The sequence below is a fragment of the uncultured Microbacterium sp. genome (assembly GCF_913776565.1).
In the GTDB taxonomy this organism is placed as follows: Bacteria; Actinomycetota; Actinomycetes; order Actinomycetales; family Microbacteriaceae; genus Microbacterium.
Genome location: NZ_CAJYPF010000082.1, coordinates 1 through 4,918, shown reverse-complemented (window position 1 = coordinate 4,918; position 4,918 = coordinate 1). Strand labels below are relative to the sequence as shown.

General features: G+C 71.8%; 3 protein-coding genes. 1 reads left to right on the top strand and 2 read right to left on the bottom strand.

Annotated features, from left to right (window positions below):
* Positions 1-214 precede the first annotated feature (214 nt).
* The gene (locus QZ433_RS04715) at positions 215-1,186 is read left to right on the top strand and encodes a hypothetical protein (RefSeq protein WP_295780273.1); all 972 of its coding nucleotides are present in this window, start codon (positions 215-217) and stop codon (positions 1,184-1,186) included.
* A gap of 378 nt (positions 1,187-1,564) precedes the next feature.
* Here the strand turns inward: QZ433_RS04715 and gcvP are convergent, their stop codons facing one another.
* Together gcvP and gcvH are read right to left on the bottom strand one after the other, a co-directional pair.
* Positions 1,565-4,474, bottom strand: a complete 2,910-nt coding sequence (gene gcvP, locus QZ433_RS04710; protein ID WP_295780271.1) for an aminomethyl-transferring glycine dehydrogenase — start codon at positions 4,472-4,474, stop codon at positions 1,565-1,567.
* The gene (gene gcvH, locus QZ433_RS04705; RefSeq protein ID WP_295780270.1) at positions 4,471-4,845 is read right to left on the bottom strand and encodes a glycine cleavage system protein GcvH; all 375 of its coding nucleotides are present in this window, start codon (positions 4,843-4,845) and stop codon (positions 4,471-4,473) included. Before gcvH ends, gcvP begins: the two co-directional genes overlap by 4 nt.
* Positions 4,846-4,918: the final 73 nt, after the last annotated feature.

Sequence of the window (4,918 nt, the reverse complement as noted above, 5' to 3'; positions counted from 1 at the left end):
GGCGCGGGCCGCCGCCGGCGTGCAGCGCGCGTCGTCGTGGGCCGCGAGACTGCACGCGGCTGACAACTCGGCGACATCCTGCAACCGAGTCGTCAGCCGGATGCCGTCTCGGCGCCGGTGTTGCGGTTCCTCCACCGACGGTCGCGGGCGGGAGCTGTCCACGGATCGACGGATGCCGTCGAACCCGGGCGATCGCGGACGGCACAGTCGAACGATGACGGTGCTCCGACGAACGGTCGACACGCCCCTCCCGCTGATGCCCGCCGCCGCGGTGACGCACTCCACGAGGAGCGTGCGCCGTGGCGAGATCATCCAGGTGACACGGGGTGTCTATGCGTCGCGTGACGCGTGGCAGACGCTCCCGCCGTGGCAGCAGTACCTCGCGCGCGTTCGGGCGCATCTGCTGAACGCCCCCGACGACGTGCTCTGCCTCGAATCCGCGGCGGCGCTGCACGGCCTCCCCGTGCTCGGCGCGGCGTACGACATCCACGTTCTCGGGTCGGCGAGCGCGACGGCCCGGAGCGCGGGCGGGGTGCGCGTGCACACCAGCGCCCACCCGGACCGCGTGATCGAGGAGGTCGACGGCATCCGTCTGACCTCCGTCGCCGACACGTGCATCGACGTGGCCAGGACTCGGCATCCCGCGATCGCCCTGGCCGTCGCCGACGCGGCCGCACGCGTCGATGAACGCTGTACCGCTCTGACCCTCGTGACGCTGAACGAGGAACGCGCGTCCGCTCGAGGTCGTCGGCGGGCGCGGTGGGCTCTTCATCGTGTGGACCCGGCCGCGGAATCGCCGCTCGAATCACTGAGCCGTGCTGTCACGGAATGGGCGGGCTTCGCCGAACCGGAGCGGCAGGTCTGGTTCGGATCGCCGGCCGGGGGCGGAGACCGTGTCGACCTGTGGTGGCCGCAGCTGCGAATCGCGGGCGAGGCGGACGGCCTGCTGAAGTACGACGGCCGGTTCGGGGACCCGCGCGTCGCGATGAAGAAACGCGAGGACCGCGATCGACGACTGCGCGCGGCCGGCGCGCGGGCCGTGCTGCACTGGGGGTGGGACGACCTGACCGATCCGAACTCCCTCATCGGCATGCTCAGCGGCGCGGGGCTCCCGGTCGTCGCCAGCCCCGACACAGCGAACCTCCACAGCCTCGCCGCCGCTCTTCGTCCCCCGCGCCCGCGGTAGTCGCGCGGAGGTTCTGCCCACCGGCCTGGCCGGTCGACGCGGGCGCCGTACGCGTGCGCGGGTGCGGGTGCGCGCGGGCGCGCGTTGGTGTGCACGGCGAGACTGCACGTAGCTGACAACTCGGCGACATTCTGACACCGAGAAGTCAGCAGCGTGCAGTCTCGCGGCAAGTCGGCGCCTCGCGGCCCGACCTACCGCGCCCGAGTCCGTCAGCCCGGCCGAGCCTCCGTGCACCTCGCGAGACTGCACGTGGCTGACAACTCGGCGACATCCTGCAACCGAGAAGTCAGCAGCGCGCAGTCTCGCGGCAACCGGGGCGCAGGACGCGGGCGCGACGGACGGACCGGGGCCGCGCACCGCGCGGCCCCGGGGTGCGGCTCAGGCGAACGCCTCCGGCGGAGGGCACGAGCAGACCAGGTTGCGGTCGCCGTAGGCCTGGTCGATGCGGCGGACGGGCGGCCAGTACTTCCCGCGGATGAGCGAGCGCACGGGGTAGACCGCGGTCTCGCGCGAGTACGGGTGCGCCCACTCCCCCACGACCACCGTCTCGGCGGTGTGCGGGGCGTTCACGAGCGGATTGTCGTCCGCCGGCCATTCGCCCGCGGCGACGGCGAGGGCCTCGTGCTTGATCGCGATCATGGCATCCACGAATCGATCGAGCTCGGCGAGGTCCTCGCTCTCGGTCGGCTCGACCATCAGGGTGCCGGCGACCGGGAACGACATGGTCGGCGCGTGGAATCCGTAGTCGATGAGGCGCTTGGCCACGTCATCGACGGTGACGCCGGTCTGCTCCTTGAGCGGACGCAGGTCGAGGATGCACTCGTGCGCGACGAGACCGCCCTCGCCGGCGTACAGCACCGGATAGTGCTCGCGCAGGCGCGCGGCGATGTAGTTGGCCGAGAGCACCGCCGCCGCGGTGGCCTGACGCAGACCCTCGGCGCCCATCATGCGCACGTACGCCCACGAGATCGGCAGGATGCCCGCGGAGCCGTGCGGGGCCGCCGACACCGGTCCGCCGTCGAACACGCCTCCCGCGTGCTCGGCACGCTGCGAGAACGGGTGCGAGGGAAGGAACGGTGCCAGGTGCGCCTTCGCGGCGACCGGGCCCACGCCGGGACCGCCGCCGCCATGCGGGATCGCGAACGTCTTGTGCAGGTTGAGGTGCGAGACGTCTCCGCCGAGGTCGCCGAAGCGCGCGAAACCGAGCAGGGCGTTGAGGTTGGCGCCGTCGACGTACACCTGTCCACCAGCGTCGTGCACGGCCCGCGTGATGTCGAGCACGTCGTGCTCGTACACCCCGTGCGTCGAGGGGTACGTGATCATCAGCGCCGACAGCTCGGCCGCGTGCTGCGCGATCTTCGCGCGCAGGTCGCCCAGGTCGACGTTGCCGGCCTCGTCGCACGCGACGACGACGACCTTCATGCCCGCGAGGATCGCCGACGCGGCGTTCGTGCCGTGGGCCGACGACGGGATGAGGCAGACGGTGCGCTCGGTGTCGCCGTTCGCGAGGTGGTAGCCGCGAATCGCGAGCAGACCCGCGAGCTCGCCCTGCGATCCGGCGTTCGGCTGCAGCGAGACGGCGTCGTAGCCCGTGACCTCCGCGAGCCACCGTTCGAGCTGCTCGATCATCTCGAGGTAGCCGCGCACGTCGGCCTCGGGGGCGAAGGGGTGCACGCGCGAGAACTCCGGCCACGACACCGCCGCCATCTCGGTCGCGGCGTTGAGCTTCATCGTGCACGAGCCCAGCGGGATCATGCCGCGGTCGAGCGCGTAGTCACGGTCGGCGAGCGTCTTGAGGTACCGCATCATCGCCGTCTCGCTGCGGTGCGCGTGGAAGACGGGGTGCGTGAGGTAGTCGTCGTCGCGGTGCAGTGCGCCGTCGACGCCGCGCATGGCCTCGCCCTCGGGAAGGTCGATCGCCGCCGCGCCGAAGGCGCCGGAGCCGAAGCCCGCGAGACCGAACGCGTCCAGGACGGCCGCGAGGTCGGCATCCGTCGTCGTCTCGTCCACCGAGACGCCCACGGTCGCGTCGTCGATCCACAGCAGCTGGTACCCGCGGGCGCGGGCGCGGTCGACCACGTCCTGCGCACGGCCCGGCACGTGCACGCGCACGGTGTCGAAGAACGCGTCCGAGACGAGGTCGAGGTCGGAGGAACGCAGAGCGGATGCCAGGGAGTCGGCCCTGCGCGCGACCTGCGTCGCGATCGCCCGCAGTCCGTCGGGCCCGTGGTACACCGCGTACATCGCGGCCATGACGGCCAGCAGCACCTGGGCGGTGCAGATGTTCGACGTCGCTTTCTCGCGGCGGATGTGCTGCTCGCGCGTCTGCAGCGACAGGCGGTAGGCGGGGGCACCCGCGGCATCCTGGGACACTCCGACCAGGCGCCCGGGCAGCTGACGCTCGAGGCCCGCGCGTACGGCCATGTACCCGGCGTGCGGTCCGCCGAAGCCGAGCGGCACGCCGAAGCGCTGGGTGGTGCCGACCGCGACGTCGGCGCCGAGGGCACCGGGCGAGCGCAGCAGCGTGAGCGCGAGCAGGTCGGCGGCGGCCACGACGAGACCGCCGTTCGCGTGCACGGCCTCGGCGACGGCCGAGAAGTCCCACACGCGACCGGTCGCGCCGGGGTACTGCACGAACGCGCCGAACGCTTCGGGCACCTCGCCCTCGAACGACGTCTCGACGATGCGGGTGCCGACCGCCGCCGCGCGGTGGTGCAGCAGCGCCTTGGTCTGGGGCAGCGCGTCGACGTCGACGAGGAAGACGTCGGTCTTCGCCTTCGAGGCGCGGCGGGCGACGAGCATGCCCTCGACCACGGCGGTGGACTCGTCCAGCATCGAGGCGTTCGCCGTGGCCAGACCCGTGAGGTCGGTCACCATCGTCTGGAAGTTGATGAGCGCCTCGAGCCGGCCCTGGGAGATCTCGGGCTGGTACGGCGTGTACGCCGTGTACCAGGAGGGGTTCTCGAGGACGTTGCGCGCGATCACCGAGGGGGTGAACGTGTCGTAGTAGCCGAGGCCGATCATCGGGCGGGCCGAGCGGTTCGCCGTCGCGAGCTCGCGCAGCTCGGCGAGCGCCTCGGCCTCGGTCGCCGCGGTGGGGATGGCGCTGGTCTCGCGAGGCTGGACATGGATGGATGCCGGGACGGCGGTCTCGACGAGCGCCTCGACGCTGTCGTACCCGACAACCTCGAGCATGTGCGCCTGCGCGTCGGCGCCGATCCCGATGTGGCGGTCGGTGAAGGCGGCCGGAGTGCCGGCATCCGTGCGGGAAGGAAGAAGCGTGCTCATGCGGTGAGGTCCTCGTAGGCGGCGCGGTCGAGCAGGTCGGCGGGGAGCTCGCCCTCGACGCGGATCTTGATGAGCCACCCGCCGGCGAACGGCTCGGCGTTGACCAGGGAGGGGTCGTCGACGACGGCGTCGTTCACCTCGACGACGGTGCCCGACAGCGGCGCGTAGAGCTCGCCGACCGACTTGGTCGACTCGATCTCACCGCAGACGTCGCCCGCGCTGACCGCGGAGTCGGCGCCCGGAAGCTCGACGAATACGACGTCGCCGAGCTTGTCGGCGGCGAAATCGGTGATCCCCACGGTCGCGATGTCGCCCTCCAGGGCGATCCACTCGTGCTCGGAGGTGTAGCTGAGGGCGGTGAGGTCGGTCATGCGTTTCTCCGATAGAAGGGGAGGGCGGTGACGGTCGCGGGGATGCGGGTTCCGCGCACGTCGATGGACAGTT